The sequence below is a fragment of the Enterococcus gallinarum NBRC 100675 genome (genome assembly GCF_001544275.1).
GTDB classification, from domain to species: domain Bacteria; phylum Bacillota; class Bacilli; order Lactobacillales; family Enterococcaceae; genus Enterococcus_D; species Enterococcus_D gallinarum.
On record NZ_BCQE01000013.1, the window covers coordinates 31,221 to 57,858 of the forward strand.

A 26,638-nucleotide genomic window follows, 5' to 3' on the forward strand; every position below is an offset into this window, starting at 1 on the left:
ATGATTCGGTTTAGCTTGTTGGATGACGACTTATGTCACAGTCTTTTATTATTGCTCCTGCGGTGCAGGGATCCTCGTCGCAAAAGTCCGAGGAATCTATCGCAATAGCATATGTTTCGGTTTCACTTGTTGGATGGTGACTTATGTCGCAGTCCCTTTTTCTTTGTCCTTTCTGTGAGTGTCCAATTGTCTGGCTGACCTCTATTTTTTAGGGTAAGAAAGACTAAATTATTTGGTAGGCGTTCAATCTTCCCTTTTGTATAATTTAAATGAACGTGTAAGCGCTTTTTGAATGGAGGGATGAAATGGAAAAAGGGGAGCTGTGTTTTGATGTGGGGGGAACCTATATCAAGTACGGGGTGTTTGACCGCAAAGGACAGTGGCTCGAGCGGGGGAAATTTCCGACGCCGAATGAGACGGTGGACGCTTTTTTTGCTGCTTTGGTCACGAAAATCACTGAAGTCGAAGAAAAAATAATTGTTACCGGAATCGGACTAAGTTTTCCGGGGTTTATTGATCCCACAAGTGGCGTTGCAATCATGGCAGGTGCGCTGACGCCCCTCCATAGCTGCAATATTTTGCAAGAACTGCAGCAGCGGCTGCCGACCCATTACCCGATTTGGATCGAGAATGATGCCAACTGTGCGGCGTTAGCAGAACTGGCTTTTGGAAATGCGAAAGAAGTGCAGGATTTTGTTTTGCTTACATTGGGAACTGGCATCGGTGGTGCATTGATCCAAGACCGAAAAATCATTCATGGCGCAGGTTTTCGCGCCGGGGAATTCGGCATGATGATCACCGATTTTCAAACGTCTTCTTTCAAGACATTGCATGATCTCGCTTCGACTAGAGGTCTGATCGATGCCTATCGGCGGGAAAAACAGATTCCAGCAGAGCAGCCGATTCTCGGAGAAAAGATCATGGAGGAATGGCAGGAACCAGAGACGCAGCGAATCATCACCCATTGGGCTGATTATGTGGCGTTAGCCGTATACAATCTCGCCGTTACCATGAACCCAGAAAAGATTTTGATTGGCGGTGGAATCAGTACAGAACCACGGCTGCTCCCATTGATCCAAGAGGCACTGAACAAAAATCCCCATTGGCCAGATTTTTCAGTACCCATTGAAACGTGTTTGTACCAAAACGATTCAGGATTGTTAGGTGCACGATATTTGATTGAACAAGGAGGAAACGCATGAAATTTTCAGATGGCGGATGGTTATTCCGTGAAGGATATGAAGTGAGATTTGCTGTTCATGTCTATGATGCACACAAACTGGAGGATAAATTAGTCCTCTATATGCCTTACAGCTATGTCGGACATAAAGGAGCGACGTTGGACGGTGGTCTGTTGACCATGGAAATCACGACACCACGAAGCAATATCATTGGCGTCACCATGTACAATTACAAAGGTGTCCAAGCAAAAGCACCGGAATTTGACTTATTCACCGAGGCAGTCGATCCAGTGATTACCGAGGAAGAGGCTTCATATTCGTTTCAATCCGGCGATCTGCGGGTGGTGATCACCAAAGGCGAAACACTTTCCACCGATTTTTACTACAAAGGTCAGCTGATCACCCAAAGCAAGCCTCGAAGCAAGGCTGTAGTGATTGATCCTAAAGGCCACACCCATATTAGTGAACAATTGACTCTAGGCGTGGGAGAAACCATCTATGGGTTAGGGGAACGATTTACGAATTTTGTTAAAAACGGCCAAAGCGTTTCAATCTGGAATGCTGATGGCGGCACAGGGACGGAACAAGCCTATAAAAATATTCCCTTTTATTTAAGCAATAAAGGTTATGGTATTTTTGTCAATTCACCGGATCGAGTGGAATTTGAGATCGGTAGTGAAAAGGTGTCTCGGGTCCAGTTCAGTAATCCCGGACAATCGATCCAATACTTTGTGATTGCGGGTGACGACTTGAAACAAGTTATCCAGCGGTATACCGATTTAACTGGGAAACCGTCTCGGCCACCGGCTTGGTCCTTTGGTTTGTGGTTGAGCACATCATTCTTAACAGACTACGATGAACAAACCGTCACCTCATTTGTTGATGGCATGGCGGAAAGAGATATTCCACTGGAAGTCTTCCATTTTGATTGTCTCTGGATGAAGGAATACGAATGGTGCAACTTTACTTGGGATGAGCGAACATTTCCCGAGCCGGAAAAAATGCTGCAGCGACTAAAAGCGAAAGGACTAAAGATCTGTGTCTGGATTAATCCTTATATTGGCCAAAAATCGCCGCTTTTCGATGAAGGTATGGCCAATGGTTATTTCTTGAAACGAGAAAATGGCGATGTCTGGCAGTGGGACAAATGGCAAGCCGGATTAGCCGTGGTAGACTTCACCAATCCAGAAGCAGTGACTTGGTATAACAGTAAATTACGCGCATTATTGGCAATGGGGGTGGATTGCTTCAAGACCGACTTTGGTGAACGAATCCCTACAGATGCCGTTTACTATGATGGCTCTGATCCGGAAAAAATGCACAATTACTATGCGTATTTATACAACCAAGTGGTTTTTGATCTGTTGAAAGAAGTCAAAGGGCCAGAGGAAGCCATCGTCTTTGCGCGAGCTGCTTCCGTCGGTTCCCAACGCTTGCCGGTCCATTGGGGCGGGGATAGTACCTCCGATTACCCTTCAATGGCGGAATCATTGCGGGCAGGATTATCTTTTGGTCTGGGAGGTTTTGGCTATTGGAGTCATGATATTTCCGGATTTGAAGCGGGATCCACTCCGGATCTTTATAAACGTTGGACACAATTTGGTTTGCTTTCCTCCCATAGCCGCTACCACGGCAGTTGGGAATACAAAGTGCCATGGGTCTACGATGAAGAAGCCGTGGCCGTGTCGCGAGCCTTTACGAAACTAAAACTGTCACTGATGCCCTATCTGCAAGCACAATCGGTGTTGACAGCCGCGACAGGCGTGCCGATGATGCGGGCGATGGTTTTGGAATTTCCTGAAGATGAAATGACCCATCAATTGGATCGCCAGTATATGCTAGGAGAAAACCTCTTAGTTGCGCCAATTTTTAATGAGGAAGGAAGGGTTTCTTTCTATGTGCCCAAAGCTTCTGGCAGCTGGATCGATTTTTTGACCGGTAAAGCTTATCAAGGAGGCCAATGGTATCAAGAGACCGTTGACTACTTCCATCTGCCATTACTGGTTCGGCCAAACCAAATCATCATTGAAGGCCACGATCAGTCGCAAGCAGTCTACGATTATACGCAACAGCCAATCATCCATCTATTCGATTTGCAGAGCCAGAGCACAGCAGAGGTCTATGATCATTTAGGGCAACAGGTGGGAGCTGTCAAAGTAGTCAAGGAACAAGAAACCATCGAAGTTGAACTCACAGGGATCCAGCAAGCAGAATTGCGGATTCATACGGCAGCAGGTATGCGAGCCTATTCCCTTACTGCAAATTCAACAACCATCAAGGAGTAGTCAATGACAAAGCGAACAATCAAGAATCCCATATTACCAGGCTTTCATCCTGATCCCAGTATTTGTCGTGTCGGCGCTGATTTTTACCTTGTCACCAGTACCTTTGAATATTTCCCCGGACTGCCGATTTATCATAGTCGCAATTTGACTGATTGGACATTGATCGGTCATGGGATCAGTCGCCCACAACAGCTTCGCCTGTCTACCAAGATGCCGAATGCTTTTGGCCTATACGCGCCAACCATTCGCTACATCGATCAACGGTTTTATATTGTTTGTACCAATGTTGGGGACAATGGCGCCGAGGAAGGAAATTTTCTAATTTGGACGGATGACATTTTCGGGGAATGGTCACAACCTATCTGGTTAGATACCCCCGGGATTGATCCGACAATCTTTAAAGACGATGATGGCCAATGTTATTACCTAGGCACCCATAAAGAAATTTATCTGCGGAAAATTGATTTGACGAGTGGAAAACTGGGGGAGCGGCAAAACATTTGGACGGGCAGCGGTGCAGCAGATCCTGAAGGTCCCCACTTGTATAAAAAAGATGGGTATTACTATTTGCTGATTTCAGAGGGCGGGACCTCTTATGGGCATATGCTGACGATGGCCCGCAGTCGCCAAATTGAAGGGCCCTATGAAGACTGCCCGATGAATCCGGTGCTGACGAATCGCAGCAGCAACTTGCCGCTGCAAGCTGCCGGACATGCGGATCTGGTGCAAGATACCACAGGCCAATGGTGGGGCGTCTGTTTGGCGGTTCGCCCCATCAGCTATCCTTTACGCCATCTCCTTGGCCGTGAAACTTGTCTGCTGCCAGTCGATTGGTCAGGAGAATGGCCGATCTTTGGCGATGGTGGCCATTTGCCAGAAACGCTGCTCATTGAAACAGAGGTCTCTCAGGTGACCCCTAGGGATCCCGATTGGGTCACAATGTTTGAATGGGATCCGTCACTGATTCAACCAACTGTCAGTGGGTTTTTACTGCAGCCGAATGCTGCCAGTTTGTCAAACCAGAAAAAGATGGCGGTCGTCTTTCAGCGGCAGACAGCATTAGAACAGCGTTTTATGGCGGATTTCGATTGTCAAAAACTGACGGCGGGGGAAACCGGCATGACTGTTTTCCTAAATGCGACCCATCATTACGAGATCGCTTTAGAAACGAGTCCCCAAGGAAATAAAATCCTTTTGCGACGCCAAATCGGTTCATTATGGAAAGTAGAAGCAGCTCTTCCTTATGAGGGTGCGCACATTCGCCTGATGATTGAAGGGGATAAAAACCAGTATCGTTTCAGCTATTTTGATCACGTGCAAACCCAGCATTTAGTAGGAAGCGGTGAAACGAAGTATTTAACGACTGAGGTGGGAGGCGTCTTCACTGGCATCATGGTTGGTTGCTATGCCGTCTCTGAGATGCCGCATCAACAAGTAGCGGTAGCGATCGAAGCTTGAGAAAAAGCCGCTAGCAGGTTTACAGGTTTAAATGAAGTTCTTGCCTATTCCATCACCCAAAAGCGTGACAATAACCAAGAAATAAGTAAAAGCGAATCATGTACCCGTTATACGTTGGGCGCATGATTCGCTTGTCTTTTGTCTGGCTTTTTTATCGAGTAGTTAGGTCATGAATTCGCAGTGTCACTTGGGTGCCGCTGTTGCTGACGCTTTCGATGGTTAAACCATAGTCCGCGCCATAAAACATTTTGACCCGATGATTGACATTGGCCAAGCCGATATTTCGTTTGGCATAAGTGGAAGGGGTCTGAATTTTTTTCTGTAGTTGCTTGAGCTTTTGCGGTGGAATCCCACTCCCGTTGTCTTGGACGACAATCACCACATCATGGCCTTCTTTGGTGATAGTCAAACGAATAAACCCAGGATAAGTGATGCCTTCCAGTCCGTGAGAAATCGCATTTTCCACCAATGGCTGAATCAGCAGCGGTAAAATCTGCATTTCTTGCTGATCAATCTCATTGGAGACTGCATAAGAAAAATTGACTCGTTCCCCAAAGCGCATTCGTTGAATCTTAACGTACACATGGACGGCATCCAATGATTCTTCTAAACTTGTGAGTTTCGTTCCATGGGCTTCTAAGGTATAACGCATCGATTTTGCTAATAATTTGATAGCGTAGACTACATCTGAATTCCCAGAGGTCAGTGCCATCATCCGAATTGTCTCCAGTGTGTTGAATAAAAAGTGAGGATTGATCTGTCCTGCCAAGATGTTGAATTCCATCTGCTGTTGTTGGGTCAACAATTCTTGTTGGGCGAGACGGGCACGGTAGATTTCTTCTTCATTTTTTTTGATGCGCTGAATGATTTTATGGAAGTCCAGTGAAATCTGTGAGATCTCATCTTCGCCGCTAATATTTTGAAAAAAGTCATAATTCTCGATGGCAGCATGGTAGACCGCTTGCTGCAATTGACGAATCCGGGTCGTAAAAAAGCGGGCGAATAAAAAGACGATCAAAAAGGTGGTCAGCAATACCGCTACGACGATCGTACTCCAGCGAATCAAGTTGGTTCGTAAGCTGCTGTAAGCCTCTGGATCGGCGGAATAAATCGTAAGAGTGTCCTCTTTATTGCTCATCGTCAATGAATTTTTAGCCAATAGAACATGGGAGCCTTCATTTTTTAGAAAAGTTTCAGCTGGTGAAAGACTATCCGTATGAAAGCGAACAGGTTGTCCTACTTGCTTGATCACATCACTGTAAAACATCACATCGTCATTCAACTGCAGTTCCAGTTCGTAGGAAGCATTTCGCAGACGATTACTCAAATAGTTATAGTCAACAACGATTTCCAGGACTGCTGTTTCCTGTGATAGCGGCAACGGCAGGATTTTGTAAAGGGCCAAACGGTTGGCTTTATACTCTTTGGATAATGTCATCAAAAATGCATCTGGCTGTTTTAGCGCTCGCTGATACCACGAACTCTTTTTCAAGGTGTCATCTAACGGTTGAAAGTATTTGTAATGTGGGATTGTCGTATTTGTTGTATAGATCGTTAAACTGGCAATCGCAGTCTGCAAGTTTCTGATTTCATCGATGTTGTCATAGTCGCTGATGGCGGTGATCGCCGCTTGTTCTTCGGGATAATTCTCAGTCAGCAGTTCCCGTAAATGGGTATCATTGGATAGTGAACTGGCGGTGTTAAAGAGTGTCGTTGTGGTATCGAACAGCACCGACTTGACCCGTTGTGCATTCAAAGCTGCCAAATGCTGATAGTTTCCAGTCAGTTGCTTGGTGGAATCATACACCAGCAGCAAACCAATCGTAACCGTAGATAAAAAAACGACTGGCAAATAGAGAATGAAGAGCTGCTTGCGAATCGAAAACTGACTTAGCCGGCGAAAAAGCGAAAAAGGAGTGAATCGCTTCATGATCGTTGATGGCGAAAGACAGCGAGTAACAAGAACGAACTGCAATACATAGCGAATGCAAAGCCAAATAACGCAAAGAGCAATTTGAACAGTGGAAATAAAACGACCAGACAAAAGAGGGTGATGGGGATCAATAGTAACCCTAGAGAACGCACCATTTCAGCCAAAGGCAATAAAAAAGCGTTTTTGATCGTTTGTTTAAAGGTATTTTCAAAGCGGCCAAACAGTGCCAGACTGTAGACCAATACTAGGAAAAAATAGCCGCTGCTGACAAAGGAGATCACGGCAATAATACTTGTTAGGAAGGTTCCACCAGAAAACCAGAAGAACCCACTATAGATTAAAGCAGCAATGGGGAGTCCTAATATTACAAATGCACCGGTTGCCTTTTTCCAATTGGCACGAAACGCCCGTAGGAAACCAGCAATCAATTCGCCACGTTCGTCGTCTGCATAGCGAAGCGTCACTTCAAAGAGTGCAGAGGTGGCTGCACCGATTGTCACCACCGGCAGACAAAAGAGCAAGTAAAGCACATTTAAAAGTATAAATTGTGAAAAAACAGTAGTGATCTTATATAATTGACCATCGGGATTGTATTTCATATTGTTGTCCTCCTTTTGAAACTATCCTTATATTACTCGGAAAAGCCATTTTATGAAAGCCTTATCAACTGAGTGTTAATAGCTGTAATCGTTGATTTATCAATGTTTTTGTCAAATCCCTCAAAAAGGATGACTAAAATTTACGGATAGAACTCTATTTTTGTCGGGTGGCAAACGTTTCTGCCGGTGCTAGTATAAATGTGTAAAGCGGTTACAAAAGAAAGGAGGAAGAAAATGGAATTAAGGAAGAAGGGGGCTACCCGACCGAACAAGCGAATCAGTCGCGAAGGGAAAATCATGTTTTTATGTATTCTACCTTTTTTGATCCTGGTTTTCTTATTTGCTTATTTTCCACTGCATGGCTGGATCTATTCATTGTATGATTACAAGCCGGCTTTAGGATTAGCCCGCAGCGAGTTTGTTGGCTTACGTTGGTTCCGGATGCTGGTTTCTAGTCAAACACAGGTCGACCAGATCGTCCAAGTGATGAAAAATACCTTTGCAATGAGCTTTTTGGGAATCGCCACTTCGATTTTACCGGTTGGTTTCGCGATTTTACTGAATGAAATCAAATGCAAATGGTTTAAAAATCTCGTTCAAACGTTGACGACATTGCCAAATTTCATCAGTTGGGTCTTAGTCTATACAATTGCATTTAGTTTATTTTCTTCAACAGGATTGGTCAACACACTTTTACAGGAGTGGGGATTCATCACAGACCCGCTGAAATTTTTAGATAGCGACAACCATACATGGCTGATGATGTGCCTATGGAATATTTGGAAAGGGTTAGGCTGGGGTGCCATCATGTACTTAGCAGGCATTTCCGGGATCGATCCCGAGCTTTATGAATCGGCACGGATCGATGGTGCGAATCGTTTCCATCTGATGCGTCATATTACATTACCGGCATTGCTGCCAACTTTTTTGGTCATGTTGATGCTGTCTATCGCCAATCTCTTGAACAACGGAATGGATCAATACTTTGTCTTCCAAAATGCCTTCAACAAAAATCATATCCAAGTGCTTGATCTCTACGTTTACAACTTAGGTTTAGGAGGCAATAGCCTGTCCCTTGCCACAGCAATCAGTATGCTGAAAAGCGTCATCTCAGTCGCTTTGTTGGCCATCGTCAATGGCGCTTCAAAAAAAATCCGCGGCACGTCGATTATCTAGAAAGGAGAGCATTTGATGGAATTATCAATCAGCACCAAGAAAAAAGCCAAACCGATCCGAACAAAAGAAGATGTTCTATTCACGTTGATCAACTACAGTTTTTTCATCGTGATCACATTGATCTGTGCCTATCCTTTCTATTACTTGATCATCAATTCGATCAGTAATAACGAATTGAGTTCCTTAGGCCAAATCCGCTTCTTTCCTGAAGGAATCCATTTGGAGAATTATAGTCAGGTATTACAACTAAAAGGACTGCCGCTAGCTGCGACTGTTTCCGTTGCCCGAACTGTGATCGGGACGGCAGCGACGGTCTTAGCCTCTGCCTTTTTAGGATTTATGTTTACCCAAGAAAAAATGTGGAAACGCAAATTTTGGTATCGCTTCGTCGTGATCACCATGTACTTCAACGCCGGATTGATTCCGTTATTCATTACCATGAAAACGTTAGGCTTAACCAATAGCTTCTGGGTGTATATTTTACCCGCAATCGTACAACCCTTTAATATCATTCTTGTCAAAACCTATATCGAATCGATTCCTAAATCATTACAGGAAGCAGCTGAGATGGATGGCGCTGGCATCATTCAAGTATTCTTTCGCGTGATCTTGCCAAACTGTACCCCAATCTTGGCAACTGTTGCAATTTTCTCTGCTGTTGGACAGTGGAACTCATTTCAAGATACATTGGTGTATATCACCGATCAAAGTCTATATTCACTGCAATATCTTCTTTATACCTATATCAATCAAGCCAATTCGCTGGCACAAATGGTCAAAAACACGTCTGGATCCTTGTCGAGCATCGCTTCTGCTGCCACGACACAAACACCAACTTCGATTCGAATGACCGTTTCCGTGATTGTAGTTCTACCGATTATGTTTATTTACCCGCTGTTCCAAAAATATTTTGTCAAAGGGATTATGTTGGGCGCGGTCAAAGGCTAATAAAAGAAAGAGGGAACGAAATGAAAAAAATGTCCAAATATCTAACAACTGGTCTTTTGGGTGTCACTTTGTTGGGGGCGTTGTCCGCATGCGGCGGTTCATCTGATGCAAAAGATGCGGCGTCAAGTGATGGCAAATACGACAAAACCATCACTATTGATGTCTACGATGGACTAGCGAACTATATGGGTGTTCAAGAAGGCTGGTTTGCTAAAATCGTCAAAGATAAGTTCAATATGGAATTAAATGTGATTGCTCCGAATGTGGCAGGAAACGGCGATACACTCTATCAAACCAGAACAGCTGCCGGAGACTTAGGCGACTTGATCATTGTCGACAATGGGCAGCAATACAATGAATTAGTCGAAGCCGGTCTATTGGCAGATGCCAGCGATTATTACAAAGACATGAAAAACGTCAGCCGCTTTGATGCCGCTGTTCAAAATCTAAACAAAGATGCCGATGGAATCTATGGTTTTCCTACGTCTGTTTCAACATTGAAATCAACGGATCCTTCCGAGGGCTTGGATCCAACCTTTGGCGCTTATCTCCGCTGGGATCTCTATGGGGAACAAGGCTATCCTGATGTGAAAACGCTAGAAGACTTATTGCCAGTTATTCAAAAGATGCAAGAAGACCACCCAACGACAGATTCCGGTAAAAAAGTTTACGGTTTCTCATTGTTTGGCGACTGGGATGGCAATATGATGAACGCCGGCAAACAGTTGGTCACTTATTATGGCTATGACGAACTTGGTTTTGCATTAGCAAAAGCGGATGGATCTGATTATCAAAGCATTTTAGATAGCAACTCCGAATATATTCGGGCGCTGAAATTTTACTATCAAGCAAATCAAATGGGATTGATCGATCCAGAATCAACTACCCAAAACTATGATACATTGTTTGCCAAATTCCAAGATGGCCAAGTGCTGTTTTCTTGGTGGCCATGGTTGGGGCAAGCTGCTTTCAACACTACGACGAATCTGGATGCTGGAAAAGGCTTTATGATGGTACCGATTCAAGACCAAACGGTATTTTCTTACGGAGCCGAAGTCTATGGCGGCAAACAATTTATCGGTATCGGTTCAAATGCAGAAGACCCAGAACGAATCGCAGCATTTATCGACTGGCTGTATTCTTCAGAAGGTGTGTTAGCCAACTCTTCTCAAACTAGCGGCAGCAGCGGTCCTGAAGGATTGACTTGGGAGATGAAAGACGGCGAACCTGTATTGACTGATTTTGGTAAAAAAGCATTGTTAGACGGCAATGGCGATGTACCAGAAGAGTATGGCGGCGGCACGTATAAAGATGGTGTTTCGGCATTGAATGTCAACACGGTTTTACCGATCGACACGAACCCAGATACTGGATTCCCTTATGCCTACACGATGTGGGATAGTTACCAAAAAGAAATGACAGATCCTGTCAAAGAAGACTGGTCTAAGAATATGGACAATGCGCAGTCAACCATCGAATATTTGGAAAGTCATGACCAACTGGCGGTGGCACCAGGGGCCAGCTATGTGTCTCCCGAAGATTCTTCCGAAATATCTACGTTGCGGAATCAAGCCAAATCAACCATCGTGGAATATTCATGGAAAATGGTCTTCGCAAAAGATGAAGCGGAATTCAACAGCTTACTGAAAGAAATGCAAAAAACCGCCGATGGCTTAGGTTATCAAACGGTTCTAGAGTTTGATATGGCCAATGCCAAAGATCAAAATGCCAAACGGGAACAAGTAGCTAAAGAGTTTGGTGACGCCGATTAATGAGTAGCATTAACAGGCAAATCAAGCACTAGTCAATACTAAAGGACGATGTGAGAAATCAGCTAAAAAAGATCGGCCACTTATGTAACGGTCGATCTTTTTTGCTTAGGGAAAGGAATGAAACTATGTTAATAACAAAGAAGGATCGCTTATTGTTTGTTGGCGATTCAATCACAGACAGCAATCGAAATCGAGAGGCGATCCCTGCTGGCTGGGGGTCATGGGGGGAGGGCTATGTCAATTTGATCAACGCCTATACCACTGGTCTATTGCCGGAACAAGAATTAATGGTTGTCAATCGGGGGAACAGCGGCGATACCATTCTCGAATTGGAACAGCGTTGGCAAACAGATGTCTTGGAATTTCAACCGGATTGGGTAACGATCATGATTGGTATCAACGATGTTTGGCGGCATTTTGACGGAATATTTTGCCAAGCACCGCTCGTAGATGTGAGTCAATTTGAGATCGTTTATCGTTCGTTGCTTGAAAGGACACTCCCTCATGTCAAAGGGATCATTTTGTTGGCACCCTTTATGGTAGAACAAAACCAGCAAGATCCAATGCGGTGTTATCTGGCTAAGTATCAAGAAGTGGTACAACGGTTAGCACAAGAATACCAGCTGCCCTATGGGGATGTGCAACAAGAGATCGATCGTTTTTTAACGCAGCAATCTTCCTACGTTTTAAGCAGTGATCGGGTCCATCCGTCATTAGCCGGTCACGTCTTGATTGCAAAAACATGGCTGGAAACAGTAGAAAGTAAGGTGGAGCAATGATCACCTTGCAAACCATTGATCGTGTTGCAAATCAAGGTCCGTTTTTTCCGAACTGGGCATCATTGGGCACCTTTCAGTTGCCTGAATGGTTCAGTAAAGCGAAATTTGGGCTTTTTATCCATTGGGGATTATACAGTGTACCAGCTTTCAACAATGAATGGTATTCCCGCAATATGTACATTCAAGGCTCGCCGGAGTTTGTCCATCATCAAGAAACCTATGGCCGACAAGCAGACTTCGGTTATCAAGATTTTATCCCCATGTTTACTGCGGATAACTTTTCAGCCGATGAATGGGCGGCACTCTTTAAAGCGTCGGGGGCGAAATATGTTTTTCCAGTAGCAGAACATCATGATGGCTTTCAAATGTATCAAAGTGACTTGTCTCACTGGAATGCAGTGGAGATGGGGCCTAAAAAAGACATTCTCGGTCATTTAAAAACGGCCATCGAAGCCAATGATCTGCATTTTTGTACTTCTTCTCATCGAGGGGAGCATTGGTTTTTCATGGGGCACGGCAAAGAATTTGTCAGTGATATCAAAGAGCCGCTAGTCAAAGGCGATTTTTATTGGCCAGCCATGCCTGAACCAGACAATCAGGACTTGTTCAGCAAACCTTATCCCTCAACTGAATTTTTAGAGGATTGGTTGTTGCGCACCTGCGAATTAGTCGATCGGTATCAACCAGAATTGTTGTATTTTGATTGGTGGATCCAGCACGATGCGTTTAAGCCCTATTTGCAGCAGTTCGCCGCTTACTATTACAACCGCGGCGTGGAGTGGGGAAAGAAGGTCGGGATTTGTTACAAACATGATGCAATGATGTTTGGCAGTGGCATTGTTGAGATTGAGCGCGGGAAATTTGCTGACCCACAGCCTTTTTATTGGCAAACAGATACGGCGATTGCCCGCAATTCATGGTGCTATACGACAACGTTGGATTACAAAGAAAGCAATGAGATCCTTCATGACTTGATCGAAGTAGTCAGCAAAAACGGCAATCTGTTGTTGAATGTGGGACCGAAAGCCGATGGCACGATTCCTGCAAGGGACCGAGAAATTCTGCAAGCAATTGGTGAGTGGTTAACGCGCAACGGGGAAGCCATCTATGAAACCAAACCTTGGCGCAAAGCCGGGGAAGGACCGACAAAAATCAGATCTGGTCAGTTTCAAGAAGCCCAAGTAACCGACTATACCAGCGAAGATTTTCGCTTTACGGTTCGAGGGGCAGCATTGTATGCTATTGGTATGGTTTGTCCCGAAAATGGACAGGCACGGATTCGTTCGCTTGCTAAATCAGTTGATCAGAACTTACCAGAATTTCATGGTATTATCAAAGAGGTAAGCATTCTTGGCTATGAAGAGACACCAATATCTTGGCAAGTAACGACAGAGGGTCTGCTTATCGACTGTCCCATCAAGACCCATGAACCTATTGTGTTTAAAATAATCATGAAATGAGGCAATCACTATGATCCATGAAGTTATCCAACCACTTTCTGGCAGTCAAGCCACATTGACTACCTATGTCATTGAGAACTCTGAAGAGATGGAGCAGGACCGTTTGCGTCCGGCGGTCATTATCTGTCCTGGCGGAGGCTATGAGTTTTTGTCGGATCGCGAAGCAGAACCTATCGCTGTCAAAATGATGAGTTTTGGCTTTCAGGCGTTTGTTTTACATTACAGTATCAAACCAAATGTGTACCCATTAGCATTGCAGGAGCTGGCAGCGAGTGTGCAGTTGATTCGCCAAAATCATGCACAGAGGCACGTTGATCCAGAGAAAATCATCGTCGCCGGCTTTTCAGCTGGGGGCCACTTAGCCGCTAGTCTGGGGGTGTTTTGGCAAGAAGCCTTTTTAGCAGAGACATTGTCAGGAGCCAATCACGAATGGCGTCCGAATGGGTTGTTGTTAAGTTATCCCGTTCTTTCGAGTGGGGAATTTGCCCATGAAGGCTCTTTCCGCGCCCTTTTAGGGGATGCTTATGAAGAGCAAAAAGAGCAGCTTTCCCTTGAAAAAAAAGTCAGTCAAAACACACCACCGACATTTTTGTGGCACACATTGGAAGATGGACTAGTACCAGCAGAAAACAGCCTGCTGTTTGCGCAACAGCTTCGCAGCCATGAGGTGCCTTATGAATTGCACATTTTCCCGAGAGGCGGCCACGGTCTAAGTCTGGGAACCAAAGAAACAGCTAGTGGTGGCGCACACGCCATTGAAGACTCGGTGGTTCGTTGGCCCGAGCTCTTTGCCGATTGGGTAAGATTCAATTTTTAATCATTAGCGAAAATAGGATAGAGCTGGACCGGACTTTCCGAAAATCAAGAGAGTCCGGTCTTTGTTGAATAGCAAGCGTGGGGAAGTTCAAAACCGCAATAGCCTTTATAGGTAAACTACGTTGACTTGAAAAGTAAAAATGACCAATCCTTCAAGGAATTTCTTACATAATCAGAGCTATGTTAAAATAGAGAGGACAATCGTAGAAAAACAGGAAAGCGAGGAGAAGAAGAGTGAAGATCCGCTTAAAAGATATCGCTGAAGAAGTAGGCGTCTCGATCGCTGCTGTCTCACAAGTCTTAAATGACAAACCGATTCGCATCTCGGAAAAGAAAAAACGTCTGATCAAACAATTAGCGAAAGAAAACAATTATTCGCCTAATATTGCGGCAAAAAGTTTAGTGCTAAACAAAACAAATACTATCGGATTGGTCATACCAGACATCAACAATCCTTTTTTTGCACAATTAGCAAAAGTTTTGGAAGACCAATTGCGAAAAATTGGTTACCTTTTGATTCTAGTCAATTCAAATGATCATTTTGCTGCCGAAAAAGAATTGATCCAACTATTGATCGATCGCAATGTGGATGGCCTACTATTAGCTCTTTCGAGTGAATCCTATACTTACGAAGAAGAATTAAAAGAGTTTTTAGGCAGTATTTCCGTACCATTGGTGCTGGTTGATCGAGGGCTGGATAATTTTCCGGTAGGGCAAGTGTTCTATAATAATCGCCAAGGGGGCTACCTTGCGACTATGGAATTAATCAATAATGGGCACCAAAATATCGGCATCATGATGAATCCTGATAAAAATATCAACTGCATTTATCGCTACCAAGGGTATCTGGATGCGTTAAAAGAAGCGCAACTGCCTCAGCAAGAAAGTTGGCGGGTAGTCACAAAATTTCAATTTGAAGATGCTTATGACAAAGCGGATCAGCTTTTGAACAATCAAGAAATCACTGGGATTGTAGCAGGAAATGATTTGATTGCTTTAGGAATCATGAAAAGAGCCAAAGAGTTAGGAATCAATATCCCCGAAGAAATGTCCATCGTGGGCTATGACAATTTGTTTTTAAATGATTTATTAGAAGTACCCCTGACTTCTGTCGAACAAGATGTGACGGTTTTAGGAGAAAAAGCAGTGGCTTCCTTGCTATCTGCTATCGAAGAAAAAGCACCACGTTATTTGCAATTAACCCCTAAAATTGTGCGAAAGAACAGCGTCGGCATCCGTTCTTCCGCAACAACATAAACAAGCGACCCAAACAATCGGCAGCCTTAATCCATGGCTAGGTCCTTCGCTAGCAGACGATTGCTTGGGTCACCCTCTGACAGTTTCCTTCAAGAAGGAATTTTGAAATTCTTGATTGACAGCGCTTTACATAAGTGGTATTCTTTGGGGGAACAAATGATAAAACGTTTTATCAAGCGTTTTTCTTTTTGGTTATTTGATAAAACGTTTTATCATAAAAAGAAAGGGGTTTACTTATGAAAAAAGCAGTGATTATTGATACGGATCCGGGGATTGATGATGCAGTAGCATTAGGCATTGGCTTGTTCAGTGATCAGTTAGACGTGAAATTGATCACGACGGTTGCTGGGAATGTCGGCATCCATTATGTGACGGAAAACATGTTGAAATTGCTGACATTCTGGGATATGAACATTCCGGTGGCACAAGGGGCAGATGGACCTTTGCTTCGTGAGGTAAAAGATGCCAGTGATGTTCATGGTGTGACCGGAATGGCGGGGTATGAGTTTCCTGCACCCAATCGCGAGTACCTACTGGAAGAGACCGCCGTTGAAGCCATGCATCGCACATTGATGGCTTCTGGAGAAAAGATGACGATCATTGCAATTGGCCCACTGACCAATATTGCACTATTGCTCAAAACGTATCCTGAAGTCAAAGAAAGAATTGAAGAATTGGTGTTAATGGGTGGTGCCTTAGGCAGAGGAAACTTTGGCATTTTATCAGAGTTTAATATCGCGATTGATCCAGAAGCGGCCAAAATCGTTTTTGAAAGTGGACTTTCAATCGCAGTCGCACCATTGGATGTCGGATTAAAAGCACTGGTTTATCCAGAAGATAGTGAAAAAATCAAAGACATGAATCAAACCGGAGATATGATGTACCACCTTTTCAAAAAATACCGAGGAGGAAGTTTTGGTACGGGGTTAAAAATGTACGACAGCTGTGCATTAGCCTATGTGCTTTCTCCGGAAATGTTTGACATCAAAGAAACTTTTGTGGCAGTAGAAACAGCAGGTGAATACACTGCTGGCGCAACTATCATTGATTTGAACAATAAATTGGGGAAAGACAAGAATTGCCGAGTTTGTGTCGATGTTGATGAAGACAAATTCAAGGACTGGTTTTTACAAGCGATCAGCCAGTGTAAATAGGAGGGGAAAAAATGATTCAAGCAATTTTAGTTTTGGTTGTTTTAGGAATTGTCGGTTATTTTATTATTAAAAGTTATAATCCAGCGCTCATTTTGATTATTGGCGCGATTGTCTTGTTGTGTGCATCGGTGGCATTAGGAAATCCTCTCTATCCCGAAGGTGAAGGAACCGGTCTGGCCTTTTTCGATATCTTTCTAAAATTGAAAGATACGATCATCTCTCAAGTTAGTTCCGCTGGATTAGTAATCATGATTTTATTTGGTTATTCCGGCTATATGAACTTGATTGGTGCCAACCAAAAGGCAGTCAATATTTTAGTGAAACCAATGACGAAAATCAAATCGAAAGCGCTGTTTATTCCAATTGTTTTCTTGTTAGGAAATTTGATGTCTCTTGTTGTTCCGAGCGCCTCTAGTTTAGCAATTATTTTAATGGCTATTTTGTATCCTCTCTTACAAGGTATCGGAATTTCTTCCATGACGGCAGCTGGTGTCATTGCAATGACTGCCACCATCATGCCAACGCCATTAGGGGCGGACAATGTGATCGCTGCCCAAACATTGGATTACAATGTGTTAACTTATGTGCTGTATCATGCGAAAGTCTCCATTCCAACCTTGCTGATTTTGGCTGTTGTCCATTATTTTTGGCAAACGTATTGCGATAAAAAAGAAGGTGCCGATGCCTTTGTTGAGATGAAAGAAGTGGAACGGGCAGCCGATGAAAAAGTCGTGCCGACCTTTTACGCAATTTTGCCATTGTTGCCATTACTTTTGATCATCATTGTGGGAATTATCGGGATTTTTAGAGCGAATGTGACAATGGATATTTTTGTCTTGACGATGATCTCGTTCTTTATTTCTTTGATTATTGAAGGGTTCCGTAAGAAATCATTCAAGATTGCCCAAGAAAGTGCCGTTGAATTATTTAAAGGAATGGGGCAAGGGTTTAGTCAAGTTGTAATGTTGGTAGTTGGGGGTTCTTTATTCACCACTGCGATTCAAAGTCTTGGCGTGATCGATTCCTTGATGAGTGCGGTTGAAAACTCTCAATCTGCCGGTGTGTTAACAACATTGATCTTTAGTGGTGCAACAGCATTATTTGGTATTTTGAGTGGTGGCGGATTAGCGATGTTCTACGCAGTGATCGAACTGATCCCTAACATTGCTCAAAAAGCCGGTATCGATGGTATTTTGATTGCGTTGCCAATGCAAATGATAGCCAACTTAGCCCGGACGATTTCACCAGTGGCCGCAGTGGTCATGATTGTTTCTTCATCGATTGGTGTCAGTCCTGTTCGTTTGCTGAAACGGACCAGTGTCCCGACCATCGTAGGAATTATCTTGGTGGTTGTGTTGTCCTTACTACTTCTGCCTTATTAAAGCAATGGGAAAGTTAGTATATGCCCGCAAAGAAGAATTAGCGGAAATTTGGCAGTTATTTGTTGAGGCGAAAAGAACGATGCAGACCCAAGGGATTGGTCAATGGACGGATGACTACCCCAATAAGGAAATCATTGAAAGAGACATTGTTCAAAGACAGTTGCTGATCTATAAAAATGAAGCAGGCGAAATCGTTAGTACAGGAACTCTTTGTTCGGAATCATTGGAAAGCGAAGAAAGTCATGGGTATAATGGACATACAAAATGTATCCACAGATTAGTGACAAAAGCATCGAAAATGGGGAACGGTTTTGGCACTACTTGGCTAGAGAGCTGTCTAAAGGATTTTTGTGAATCTGGGGATGTGATTTATTCTCTGACCAACCATACGAATAAACCGATGCAGCATTTATTTGAAAAAGCTGGTTTTTCGGTGATTGATACAACTTCTATTACGGGTCGCGAACCGTTTGGCCCATTTTATATATACAAAAGAAATAGGTGATTAAGTGGGTAAGATAGCAGTTTTGGGCAGTGTGAATATGGATATCGTTATTACGACTGGGCGAATGCCAAAAGTTGGGGAGACGATCATCGGAGATCAAATCGATTATTTCGTCGGTGGAAAAGGAGCCAATCAAGCCGTGGCGGCAGCCCGTTTTGGCGGCAAGACGACATTTCTCGGAAAGATTGGTCAAGATACATTTGGTGAAAAAGTGTATCAACATTTAAGTGAAGAGCAGCTGGATGTCCGTTCAGTGGCACAAGAAAAAAATATTTTTACAGGGATCGCAAGCATCTTTAAGTTACCGCAAGATAATTGTATCACGGTGATCTCCGGTGCCAATGAACTGGTGGATCGTGAGTATGTCGATCAGGTAGCCCATCAGATCATAGAAAGTGATGTCTTGCTAGTACAAATCGAGATTCCGGTGGAGACACTTCAGTATGCGTTGCAGCTTGCAAAAGAAAATGGGGTAACGACACTGCTGAATCCGGCGCCGTATCATGACATTGTTGGAGAATTATTGCCTAATGTCGATATTTTAACGCCCAATGAAACCGAGTTTGCTGCATTGATTGGCAAAGAACTAATTCCAGAAGCTGAAATGGAGGAAACGATCCTTGCCTGGCAACAAACCCACACTACTAGATTGATCGTGACGCGGGGGAGTCAAGGAGTCAGCTTCGTTGAATCCGACAAACTCGTGACGGTTCCATCAAGCAAAGTGCCAGTAGTTGATACGACCGGAGCAGGAGATACCTTCAATGGCATTTTAGCAGCCGCATTAAGCGAGGGCATGTCCTTTAAAGAAGCGGTCATTTTAGCCAATCGCGGGGCAGGCCTTTCGGTGCAAAAATTAGGTGCACAAACGGGTATGCCTACTAGAGCAGCAGTCATCGCCAGTGAGCACTAGCAGGGGTTTTAACCGCAGATAAAACAGTTCCACAGTTCCAATTAAGAAACACACCTCTTTTCTGATTCTTTTAAGGAGTCAGAAGAGAGGTGTGTTTTTTTATCCGTTACGGGTAAGATCTCCAATAATTATAGCTTAGGTAGGACGGAATCGCCTTCAATCAAGCGGTAGCCAAGATTGATCTTTTCGATTGTATCCGGATGAGCGATTTTTGTTTGCAAAAGCTCGATGGCGTGTTTGCCGATGGCCGTTTGATCTTGCTCGATATGAGTGAAGATAAATGCATTCAAGTCAAAAATATTGACCGTCGGATGATCGAAACAGACCACTGAGTAATCTTGCGGCACTTGTTTTCCCAATGTTTCGATGGCACTTTTTGCCAGTAAAGCAATGTTGTATTCAGTAGTGAAAAGTGCAGTCATTTCGGGATTGTTTTGAAGAAATTCGACAATCAGCGCAACGTCTTCGTCAATGCTACGGGAAGAGCTAGGAACCACCGAATCGATGCGTGAAAGAATCTGGGTTTGACTAACGGCACGATTGGCATCGACGTGAGCAGATAAAAAGCCGTTGACCCGTTCATCAATGGTTGACACACTGCTATCTGAAGTAATCAAGCCGATTTTTTCATGCTTTCTTGCGAAGAGATAATTGGTTAATTCTTTGGCTGCAATAAAGCTGTCCGTCTGGACACTACAGATTGGCAGGTTAGCCATCATCCGGTCAAGAACCACGATCGGAAAGTTTTTAGAAATCAATTCCAATATTTTAGGAGAAGTATATTCCGATGAAGTAGGTAACAAAATCAAGCCTTGGATCCCCATCTCGATCAGCTCTTGGATCAAATGGTTTTCTTTGTTGGGATCACCATAACTGATTTTGACGATAAAGTTGATATCTCCGGCATTTGTTTCCAAGATGGTACGCAGGATCTGGGAGCCGAAAAAGTCGGTGAAATTCGTGATGACCAAGCCGAAAATCTGTTTATTGGGCACGATTTCGGCTTTTTTATTCATCACTACGACAGAACCTTTCCGCGGTTTTCTGACGATATAGCCATCTTCTTTTAACAAGTCCAAGGCTTTTTTTACAGTAATCGTACTGACACTATAGGTAGCGGATAAATCTTTTTCCGTTGGCAATGTATCATTGACCGCTACCAAGCCAGATTCTATCTGGTGCTTCAGCTCTTCATAAATTGTTTGATATAAGGGTTTACTCATGCATGCGCCTCCATTTCTCAATAAATAAAAGATCTATTTATATATATATTAAATATATTATATTAATAAAGCAAGCAATTTTCCTAAAATTTATTTCCTTGAAACCGTTGACATGGGTATTTCAATTGTATATAATTCGGTTGTAAAGATATTTAATATATTAAATTGTTTTATATTATATTTAATAAGGGGGTTACCAATTTGGAATTAGTAAAAAAGAAAAAGAGAGGCATCAATGAACAACAGAACATCGCCTATGTGTTCATTTTGATTCCTGTTCTTTTACTGATTGTTTTTGCGATCGTCCCAATAGTGATGGCACTTTTTTATAGTTTTACCGATTACACGATCATCGAAAGTCCTCATTGGGTTGGCTTAAAGAATTTTACACGGATCTTTCAAGATGAATATTTCTTCATTTCTTTAAAGAATACCATCGTGTATACATTATTGTATGTTCCATTGGGATTAGTCGTATCGCTTGCGGCAGCTATGCTGCTAAATCGCAAAATGAAGACCACAAGTCTTTTCCGAACATTTTTTTACTTGCCGGTCTTATGTTCATCGGTAGCCACAGCAACTATCTGGTATTGGTTATTGAATCCCCAATATGGATTATTGAATCAATTGCTTGGCTTGATCGGTATCAATGGTCCAGCATGGCTGTATAGTTCAAATTGGGCGATGACCGCAATCGTCATCATGAGTGTTTGGATGAGATTTGGTGGGAACATGATGATTTTCTTAGCTGGCTTACAAGGAATCAATCCTGCACTCTATGAAGCAGCCGATATTGAAGGGGCAAATGCTTGGCAAAAATTCAAGAGCATCACCTGGCCTCAGTTATCTAAAACGACATTTTTAGTTAGTACACAATTGATCATCGGTGCTTTTCAAGTTTTCGACCAAGCGTATATGCTGACCCAAGGAGGTCCGGGAAATTCTACGATTACACTGGTTTATTATATCTACAACAAAGGATTTGGCGGACTGGAAATGGGGTATGCGTCGGCACTTTCATTTATCTTGTTCCTGATCATTTTTATCTTTTCACTTGTAAATATGCGTCTGACAAACACAGAGACGAACTAAAGGAGAAAGAACGATGGCTAAAACAAAACACATGCGGACCTTTATCTGGTATTGCTTAGTGATTCTGATCAGTTTGACAACGGTTCTACCGTTTCTCTGGACTCTATCCACATCCTTTAAATCAGATAGTGAGATATTAAGTGGTTCAATGCAATTGATACCAAGTCATTTTACATGGGATCACTATAAAGAAGTTTTTGAAACAATGCCTTTCTTAAACTACTTAAAAAATTCATTGATTTTGGCACTTGGAGGTGTAGCGACAAACTTATTTTTTGGCTCTCTAGCGGGTTATTCCTTTGGACAGTTGAAATTCAAAGGCAAAAAACCGATCTTTCTTGTTTTCTTGGCATCCATGATGGTTCCTAGTATTGTGACGATGATTCCAACGTTTATCGTCCTTCGCGGCTTTCCTTTAGCCGGTGGGAATGATCTGACCGGTACTGGTGGGTTAGGATTGATCAATTCCTATTGGGCAATCCTGCTTCCCGGAGCAGCAGGAGCGTTCTCGATTTTCTTTATGAAACAATTCTTCGAACAATTACCAAAAGAACTCGGAGAAAGTGCTCGAATCGATGGTGCAAGTGAGTTCAAGATTTTCTGGAATGTTTATTTTCCGCTAGCAAAACCTGCTTTAACAACACTAGGTATTATGACTTTCCAAGCAGGCTGGAATGCCTTTATGTGGCCGATGATCGTCTTGAATGCAGATGAGATGAAGACGGTCCAAGTTGGACTGGCAGCTTTCCAATACAACTACAATACAAATTATGGCCCATTGATGGCAGGAACGATTTTGGCAACACTACCTGTTTTAGTTCTATTCATTTTTGCACAACGAAATTATGTACAAGGCATGGCAGATGCCGGTATCAAATAAAATGAAGGAGTGAATGTGATGAAAAACATAATCAAAGGATTGCTGTTAGTAGCAGCGATGACAGTATTAGGTGCATGTGGTGGAGGCAATGATCAGGCAAGCAATGGTGGAGCTGGCGGAAAGCAGAAAATCACTTTTTGGGGTTCTTGGAGTGGTGACCAAGTCGATCAGCTCAATCAATTAATCGATCAATACAATGATAGCCAAGACAAATACGAGGTAACCTACAAAGTTCAAGACAACGTTGAAGAAAAGCTGTTGACCGGAATGGCAGGTGGCGAAATTCCAGATGTTATCTTGTGGGATCGTGTCAATACAGCGATGTATGCCCAAAAAAATGCCTTATTGGATCTAGATGATTTGATCAAAAAAGACAATATAGATATGGGCGATTTTTATGAAGAAACTGTCAAAGAAATGCAATACGACAATAAACAATATGGAATCCCACTTTTAGTAGACAACCGCTCTCTCTTTTATAACAAAACATTACTGAAAGAAGCTGGAGTAGAACCACCAAAGACTTGGGATGAGTTGTTGGATGTTGCGAAGAAAACAACAAAATGGGATGGAAAAACGTTAGTGCAAGCTGGTTTTTCTCTTGATGACGTTGGATTGTTCAATATGTGGTTGCAACAAGCTGGCGGAACCATGCTGAACGCTGATAATACTGCCACTGCTTTTAATTCTGAGGCAGGAATGACCGTTCTTGATTTCTGGGATCAATTAATGAATCAAGCGAAGGTCTATCAACAAGGATTTAATGATGGTTCTGATGCATTTGCAGCTGGTAAAGTTGCGATGACCTATAACGGACCTTGGGCATTAGCAGATTATGATAAAGTGGATGGCTTGGATTATGGGGTCGTCCCTCCAGTAACTGGACCAAATGGGGACAAAGGGGCATTGACGGGTGGCTTTGGTTTAGTGATTCCCAAAACGGCCAAAAACCAAGAAGCTGCTTGGGACTTTATTAAATGGTGGACGACCAACCCAGATATCGGTGTCGAGTTTGCAAAAATTTCCACTTGGCTACCAGCAAATATCGAAGCAGCGCAAAATACCTACTTCACTGAAAATGAGAAGTACAAAGCTTTTGTGGAAACCATGGATTTTGCTAAAATTCGACCAACTGTTATGGGGTATTCCGATGTCGAAAAACTAGCTCTTATTCCACAATTAGAAAATGTCTTTTCTGGAAAAACAACGCCGCAAAAAGCACTAGAAAACGCTCAACAACAAGGTGACAAAATATTGAAAGAAGGATCAGGAGAATGACCGATTTTAACAAGTATGCCGATCTTGCACAAACAAGTATCGATTATTTCTATCAAACAGACAACAAAGAACAATTTATGAACAACGTTTATCCATTGCGGGATGAGAAAGAAAATGAAACCTTTAATTACTGGTGGATCGCCCACCTAGTGGATGTACGCATTGATGCGTACCTGCGAACTAACGATACGGCTTACTTGCAGCAAGCAGAAGAAACCTATCATTACAATAAAGCAAGAAATCACAACACATTGCTGCATGAATTTTATGATGACATGTTGTGGAACGCATTAGCTGGATTACGTTTGTATGAATTGACTAAGAAAGAAGAATACCTAGCTGACGCCCGAGAAGTATGTCTGGATATTTTTGATACTGCTTGGAATGACCATATGAATGGCGGATTTGCTTGGAAACGCACGCAGCTTGACTATAAGAATACACCTGTAAATGCACCAATTATTATTCTAGCATTACGTCTGTATCAAATTGAAGCCAATGAACGCTATCTGACTACAAGCCAACAGACACTAGAATGGATGAAAAAATATTTGGTACAGCCTGACACACAATTCGTAGAAGATGGTATCAACCGTAACGGCGATGGCAAAATCGATGTGCAATGGCAATTTACCTACAATCAAGGGGTCTATATTGGAGCATTGATTGAATTTTATCATGTGACTGACGATATTTCTTATTTAAAAGATGCAATCACTTGTGCCAAAACATCCTTTGAAGTCATTGGTAAAGATGGGGTCTTCAATGATGAAGGAGATGGTGGTGACATTGGATTGTTCAAAGGCATCGAATACCGTTATTTGAATCTCTTAGTCAAAGAAGCAGAAAAAGTGGGCTTAGACATAGCCTTCATCAAAGGATTTGTGACATCCAGCTGTGAACGCTTGTTAGAGCATAGTCAGAAGGAAGGACATCTGTTAGCTTACCGAGACTGGTTAGTCGCAGAAATTCCAACTAGTGTTTTCTTGTCTGACCAATTATCAGGGGTCATGGCATTAGAAAGTGCTGCAATCATTTAAAGTTTGAAGAGAAACATCAGTAGACAAAGTGAAAGGACTGGCAGCAGATTTTCAAGATCAGCGAAGGTTGGTTCAATCTTAGAAAAATCGGGCATAGGATGGACGATTGAACAGTCTTGAACATCAACTACCAGAAGCTTCTCGTTGCAGAAAGACCAGCGGCTTTGTCTACTTTTGTCGGCTCTTCTTTGTAAAAGGGGAAAAGAAGATGGGATACAGCGAAATACCGAATGTAATTAAGAGTTTTATGGAGAAAATCACGTTTCTTTGTGGCGAAGACCATGCAAATTGGGCGGAAAACTTTAATGCGGCATTTGCCAATACCGTATTAACCACTGTCAAGAAGCAAGAAGATGGCAGTACCTTTGTTTTGACAGGTGACATTCCGGCAATGTGGCTGCGGGATTCAACCGCTCAAGTCCGTCCGTATCTGTGTTTAGCAAAAGATGATCAAGAACTGTCTGATATGATTGCCGGATTAGTCAAAAAGCAATTTATGTTTATCACTATCGATCCTTACGCTAATGCCTTCAATGAAACAGAAAATTTCGCCGGACATCAAGATGATCTAACCGAACTGAACGGCTGGATCTGGGAACGGAAATATGAGATCGATTCATTGTGCTATCCGATCCAGTTGGCCTATCTACTTTATAAAAACACCGGGCGCACCGATCACTTTGATAAAAACTTTATTGAAGGAGTCAAAAAAGTCCTAACCGTCTTTCGGACAGAACAAGACCATGAACAATCGCCTTATCGATTTGAGCGCCAAACAGAACGCCAAGAAGATACGCTGAAGTTCGCCGGCAAAGGAACCCCAGTTGCTAAGACAGGGATGACTTGGTCAGGATTTCGTCCAAGTGACGACGCTTGTGTCTATGGCTATTTGATTCCGTCAAATATGTTCGCTGTCGTGGTTTTAGGTTATCTTGAGCAAATTTTCTCCGACATTTTAGATGAGCCAACGTTAGTGGCCGAAGCAGCCGATTTAAAGCAAGAGATCCAAGCAGGGATCGAAAAATATGCATATACAACGAATCAGGCTGGTGAAACGATTTATGCCTATGAAGTGGATGGGCTAGGCAATGCCTCTGTCATGGACGACAGTAATGTACCGAACCTGATTTCTGCACCTTATCTAGGGTATGGCACTGTAGACGATCCAACTTATCTAGCTACGAGAAAAACACTTTTAAGTGACGAAAATCCTTATTACTATCAAGGCGAATTTGCTAGTGGTATCGGCTCATCTCATACACCGCATAATTTTGTTTGGCCAATCGCGATGGCGATGACTGGATTGACGACACCAAACAAAGAAGAAAAAGCCCAAATTTTAGATCAGTTAGTATCGATCGATGCAGGAACGCATTTGATGCATGAGGGTATCAATGTCAATGATCCAACGGATTACACTCGTGAGTGGTTTTCTTGGGCAAACATGATGTTTTGTGAGCTTGTAATGGATTATTTCGATATTCGAGTAGAAAAGTAGGGATAGACA

General features: G+C 43.0%; 22 protein-coding genes. 19 read left to right on the top strand and 3 right to left on the bottom strand.

Annotated features, from left to right (window positions below; all coding sequences use genetic code 11):
- Positions 1-305: 305 nt before the first annotated feature.
- From EG2_RS08820 to EG2_RS08830, 3 genes are read left to right on the top strand one after another with little or no spacing between them, the layout of a single operon-like run.
- Positions 306-1,202, top strand: coding sequence for an ROK family protein (locus EG2_RS08820; protein ID WP_060814395.1), 897 nt, complete (start codon positions 306-308; stop codon positions 1,200-1,202).
- Positions 1,199-3,466, top strand: coding sequence for an alpha-xylosidase (gene yicI, locus EG2_RS08825; RefSeq protein ID WP_060814396.1), 2,268 nt, complete (start codon positions 1,199-1,201; stop codon positions 3,464-3,466). The genes EG2_RS08820 and yicI overlap by 4 nt, the downstream gene beginning before the upstream one ends.
- 3 nt (positions 3,467-3,469) lie before the next feature.
- Complete coding sequence (locus EG2_RS08830; RefSeq protein ID WP_060814397.1) at positions 3,470-4,924, top strand: glycoside hydrolase family 43 protein; 1,455 nt, start codon at positions 3,470-3,472, stop codon at positions 4,922-4,924.
- A 151-nt stretch (positions 4,925-5,075) separates the two neighbouring features.
- Here the strand turns inward: EG2_RS08830 and EG2_RS08835 are convergent, their stop codons facing one another.
- Positions 5,076-6,854: a sensor histidine kinase gene (locus EG2_RS08835; protein WP_060814398.1), complete on the bottom strand. Its 1,779-nt coding sequence runs from the start codon at positions 6,852-6,854 to the stop codon at positions 5,076-5,078.
- On the bottom strand, positions 6,851-7,456 hold the full coding sequence (locus EG2_RS08840; protein ID WP_060814399.1) for a YesL family protein: 606 nt from the start codon (positions 7,454-7,456) through the stop codon (positions 6,851-6,853). Before EG2_RS08840 ends, EG2_RS08835 begins: the two co-directional genes overlap by 4 nt.
- A 234-nt stretch (positions 7,457-7,690) precedes the next feature.
- Here EG2_RS08840 and EG2_RS08845 point away from each other — a divergent pair, with 234 nt between their 5' ends.
- The 11 genes from EG2_RS08845 to rbsK all read left to right on the top strand — a co-directional run bounded on the left by EG2_RS08845 (position 7,691) and on the right by rbsK (position 19,618).
- On the top strand, positions 7,691-8,632 hold the full coding sequence (locus tag EG2_RS08845) for an ABC transporter permease (protein WP_060814400.1): 942 nt from the start codon (positions 7,691-7,693) through the stop codon (positions 8,630-8,632).
- Between the two features lie 15 nt (positions 8,633-8,647).
- The gene (locus tag EG2_RS08850) at positions 8,648-9,580 is read left to right on the top strand and encodes a carbohydrate ABC transporter permease (RefSeq protein ID WP_060814401.1); all 933 of its coding nucleotides are present in this window, start codon (positions 8,648-8,650) and stop codon (positions 9,578-9,580) included.
- Between the two features lie 20 nt (positions 9,581-9,600).
- The gene (locus tag EG2_RS08855; protein WP_060814402.1) at positions 9,601-11,352 is read left to right on the top strand and encodes a type 2 periplasmic-binding domain-containing protein; all 1,752 of its coding nucleotides are present in this window, start codon (positions 9,601-9,603) and stop codon (positions 11,350-11,352) included.
- Between the two features lie 125 nt (positions 11,353-11,477).
- On the top strand, positions 11,478-12,131 hold the full coding sequence (locus tag EG2_RS08860; RefSeq protein WP_060814403.1) for an SGNH/GDSL hydrolase family protein: 654 nt from the start codon (positions 11,478-11,480) through the stop codon (positions 12,129-12,131).
- The gene (locus EG2_RS08865) at positions 12,128-13,591 is read left to right on the top strand and encodes an alpha-L-fucosidase (RefSeq protein WP_060814404.1); all 1,464 of its coding nucleotides are present in this window, start codon (positions 12,128-12,130) and stop codon (positions 13,589-13,591) included. The genes EG2_RS08860 and EG2_RS08865 overlap by 4 nt, the downstream gene beginning before the upstream one ends.
- A 10-nt stretch (positions 13,592-13,601) precedes the next feature.
- Positions 13,602-14,408 (top strand): alpha/beta hydrolase, encoded by an 807-nt coding sequence (locus tag EG2_RS08870; RefSeq protein WP_060814405.1) that lies wholly within the window; start codon positions 13,602-13,604, stop codon positions 14,406-14,408.
- 233 nt (positions 14,409-14,641) lie between these two features.
- On the top strand, positions 14,642-15,664 hold the full coding sequence (locus tag EG2_RS08875) for a LacI family DNA-binding transcriptional regulator (protein WP_060814406.1): 1,023 nt from the start codon (positions 14,642-14,644) through the stop codon (positions 15,662-15,664).
- A 236-nt stretch (positions 15,665-15,900) separates the two neighbouring features.
- The gene (rihC, locus tag EG2_RS08880) at positions 15,901-16,818 is read left to right on the top strand and encodes a ribonucleoside hydrolase RihC (RefSeq protein ID WP_060814407.1); all 918 of its coding nucleotides are present in this window, start codon (positions 15,901-15,903) and stop codon (positions 16,816-16,818) included.
- Positions 16,819-16,829: 11 nt separating this feature from the next.
- Complete coding sequence (gene dcuC, locus EG2_RS08885) at positions 16,830-18,200, top strand: C4-dicarboxylate transporter DcuC (protein WP_060814408.1); 1,371 nt, start codon at positions 16,830-16,832, stop codon at positions 18,198-18,200.
- A gap of 4 nt (positions 18,201-18,204) precedes the next feature.
- The gene (locus tag EG2_RS08890; RefSeq protein WP_060814409.1) at positions 18,205-18,705 is read left to right on the top strand and encodes a GNAT family N-acetyltransferase; all 501 of its coding nucleotides are present in this window, start codon (positions 18,205-18,207) and stop codon (positions 18,703-18,705) included.
- Between the two features lie 4 nt (positions 18,706-18,709).
- Positions 18,710-19,618 carry a ribokinase gene (rbsK, locus tag EG2_RS08895; protein WP_071870129.1) on the top strand — a complete coding sequence of 303 codons (909 nt, stop codon included), beginning with the start codon at positions 18,710-18,712 and terminating at the stop codon, positions 19,616-19,618.
- A 128-nt stretch (positions 19,619-19,746) separates the two neighbouring features.
- Here rbsK and EG2_RS08900 read toward each other — a convergent pair whose 3' ends face one another.
- Positions 19,747-20,841, bottom strand: a complete 1,095-nt coding sequence (locus EG2_RS08900) for a GntR family transcriptional regulator (protein ID WP_060814410.1) — start codon at positions 20,839-20,841, stop codon at positions 19,747-19,749.
- Positions 20,842-21,042: 201 nt separating this feature from the next.
- Between EG2_RS08900 and EG2_RS08905 the strand changes: the two genes are divergently transcribed.
- The 5 genes from EG2_RS08905 to EG2_RS08925 all read left to right on the top strand — a co-directional run bounded on the left by EG2_RS08905 (position 21,043) and on the right by EG2_RS08925 (position 26,629).
- Positions 21,043-21,933 (top strand): carbohydrate ABC transporter permease, encoded by an 891-nt coding sequence (locus tag EG2_RS08905; RefSeq protein ID WP_060814411.1) that lies wholly within the window; start codon positions 21,043-21,045, stop codon positions 21,931-21,933.
- A 13-nt stretch (positions 21,934-21,946) separates the two neighbouring features.
- Complete coding sequence (locus tag EG2_RS08910) at positions 21,947-22,813, top strand: carbohydrate ABC transporter permease (protein WP_060814412.1); 867 nt, start codon at positions 21,947-21,949, stop codon at positions 22,811-22,813.
- Between the two features lie 18 nt (positions 22,814-22,831).
- The gene (locus EG2_RS08915; protein WP_060814413.1) at positions 22,832-24,091 is read left to right on the top strand and encodes an ABC transporter substrate-binding protein; all 1,260 of its coding nucleotides are present in this window, start codon (positions 22,832-22,834) and stop codon (positions 24,089-24,091) included.
- Positions 24,088-25,131 (top strand): glycoside hydrolase family 76 protein, encoded by a 1,044-nt coding sequence (locus EG2_RS08920; protein WP_060814414.1) that lies wholly within the window; start codon positions 24,088-24,090, stop codon positions 25,129-25,131. The genes EG2_RS08915 and EG2_RS08920 overlap by 4 nt, the downstream gene beginning before the upstream one ends.
- A gap of 208 nt (positions 25,132-25,339) precedes the next feature.
- Entirely contained in the window at positions 25,340-26,629 is a 1,290-nt protein-coding gene (locus EG2_RS08925) for a glycoside hydrolase family 125 protein (protein ID WP_060814415.1), read from the top strand.
- Positions 26,630-26,638 lie beyond the last annotated feature (9 nt).

Excerpts from the sequence above, each read along its gene's own strand:
- EG2_RS08820 (WP_060814395.1), top strand. The coding sequence starts at position 306 with ATGGAAAAAGGGGAGCTGTGTTTTGATGTGGGGGGAACCTATATCAAG.
- yicI (WP_060814396.1), top strand. The coding sequence starts at position 1,199 with ATGAAATTTTCAGATGGCGGATGGTTATTCCGTGAAGGATATGAAGTG.
- EG2_RS08830 (WP_060814397.1), top strand. The coding sequence starts at position 3,470 with ATGACAAAGCGAACAATCAAGAATCCCATATTACCAGGCTTTCATCCT.
- EG2_RS08835 (WP_060814398.1), bottom strand. The coding sequence starts at position 6,854 with ATGAAGCGATTCACTCCTTTTTCGCTTTTTCGCCGGCTAAGTCAGTTT.
- EG2_RS08840 (WP_060814399.1), bottom strand. The coding sequence starts at position 7,456 with ATGAAATACAATCCCGATGGTCAATTATATAAGATCACTACTGTTTTT.
- EG2_RS08845 (WP_060814400.1), top strand. The coding sequence starts at position 7,691 with ATGGAATTAAGGAAGAAGGGGGCTACCCGACCGAACAAGCGAATCAGT.
- EG2_RS08850 (WP_060814401.1), top strand. The coding sequence starts at position 8,648 with ATGGAATTATCAATCAGCACCAAGAAAAAAGCCAAACCGATCCGAACA.
- EG2_RS08855 (WP_060814402.1), top strand. The coding sequence starts at position 9,601 with ATGAAAAAAATGTCCAAATATCTAACAACTGGTCTTTTGGGTGTCACT.
- EG2_RS08860 (WP_060814403.1), top strand. The coding sequence starts at position 11,478 with ATGTTAATAACAAAGAAGGATCGCTTATTGTTTGTTGGCGATTCAATC.
- EG2_RS08865 (WP_060814404.1), top strand. The coding sequence starts at position 12,128 with ATGATCACCTTGCAAACCATTGATCGTGTTGCAAATCAAGGTCCGTTT.
- EG2_RS08870 (WP_060814405.1), top strand. The coding sequence starts at position 13,602 with ATGATCCATGAAGTTATCCAACCACTTTCTGGCAGTCAAGCCACATTG.
- rihC (WP_060814407.1), top strand. The coding sequence starts at position 15,901 with ATGAAAAAAGCAGTGATTATTGATACGGATCCGGGGATTGATGATGCA.
- dcuC (WP_060814408.1), top strand. The coding sequence starts at position 16,830 with ATGATTCAAGCAATTTTAGTTTTGGTTGTTTTAGGAATTGTCGGTTAT.
- EG2_RS08890 (WP_060814409.1), top strand. The coding sequence starts at position 18,205 with ATGGGAAAGTTAGTATATGCCCGCAAAGAAGAATTAGCGGAAATTTGG.
- EG2_RS08900 (WP_060814410.1), bottom strand. The coding sequence starts at position 20,841 with ATGAGTAAACCCTTATATCAAACAATTTATGAAGAGCTGAAGCACCAG.
- EG2_RS08910 (WP_060814412.1), top strand. The coding sequence starts at position 21,947 with ATGGCTAAAACAAAACACATGCGGACCTTTATCTGGTATTGCTTAGTG.
- EG2_RS08915 (WP_060814413.1), top strand. The coding sequence starts at position 22,832 with ATGAAAAACATAATCAAAGGATTGCTGTTAGTAGCAGCGATGACAGTA.
- EG2_RS08920 (WP_060814414.1), top strand. The coding sequence starts at position 24,088 with ATGACCGATTTTAACAAGTATGCCGATCTTGCACAAACAAGTATCGAT.
- EG2_RS08925 (WP_060814415.1), top strand. The coding sequence starts at position 25,340 with ATGGGATACAGCGAAATACCGAATGTAATTAAGAGTTTTATGGAGAAA.